The 571-nt window shown below is 53.2% G+C and carries 1 protein-coding gene; it reads left to right on the top strand.

All coding sequences use genetic code 11. The annotated features are described in order from the left end of the window. A partial coding sequence (locus ACK8OT_RS19245) for an IS91 family transposase (protein ID WP_410198128.1) occupies window positions 1–571 on the top strand: 571 nt, incomplete at both ends.

Below are 571 nucleotides of genomic sequence, written 5' to 3'. Positions count from 1 at the left end.
CGAATTGCTGCGCCAACATCAGGATGCACTGCGCCAGCAATACAATCTCAACAACGACATGCGCCGCGCCATTCATGCCATGCTGCGCTGTCAAACCCAGCAACAAGGCAGTGCCAAGTGGCAATGTCGTCATTGCCCACATCATGACTCAACCCCGTTATCCTGCGGCCATCGCTTTTGCCCGCAATGCCAACAGCAAACGGCATCGCAATGGTTGTGGCGCCAGCAAAGCAAGCTACTGCCCACCACCTACTTTATGGTCACCTTCACCTTACCTTATGAGCTAAGAGCTCTGGCTAAGTCTCATGCTCACCAGCTCTACCCGATTATGTTTAAGGTCAGCGCGCAAATCCTCAAAGACTTTGCTGCCAGACAAAACCAAGGCGCGCTAGGCTTTACCTCGGTGCTTCACACCCACAGCCGACAGCGTAATCTGCATCCTCACATTCACATCTTGGTGGCTGGCGGGCGTTACGATGAACAGAAAAAACAATGGCATAAAGGCAGCAAAAAGTACCTGTTTAACGCCTTTGCACTGGCCAAGGTGTGGCGCGCCAGAATGCTCGACGCC

The sequence above is a fragment of the Motilimonas thetidivivens genome, from assembly GCF_046452435.1.
In the GTDB taxonomy this organism is placed as follows: Bacteria; Pseudomonadota; Gammaproteobacteria; order Enterobacterales; family CBDFNC01; genus Motilimonas.
The sequence above is the reverse complement of the archived record's forward strand: the minus strand, read 5'-3'. Positions and strand labels throughout refer to the sequence as shown.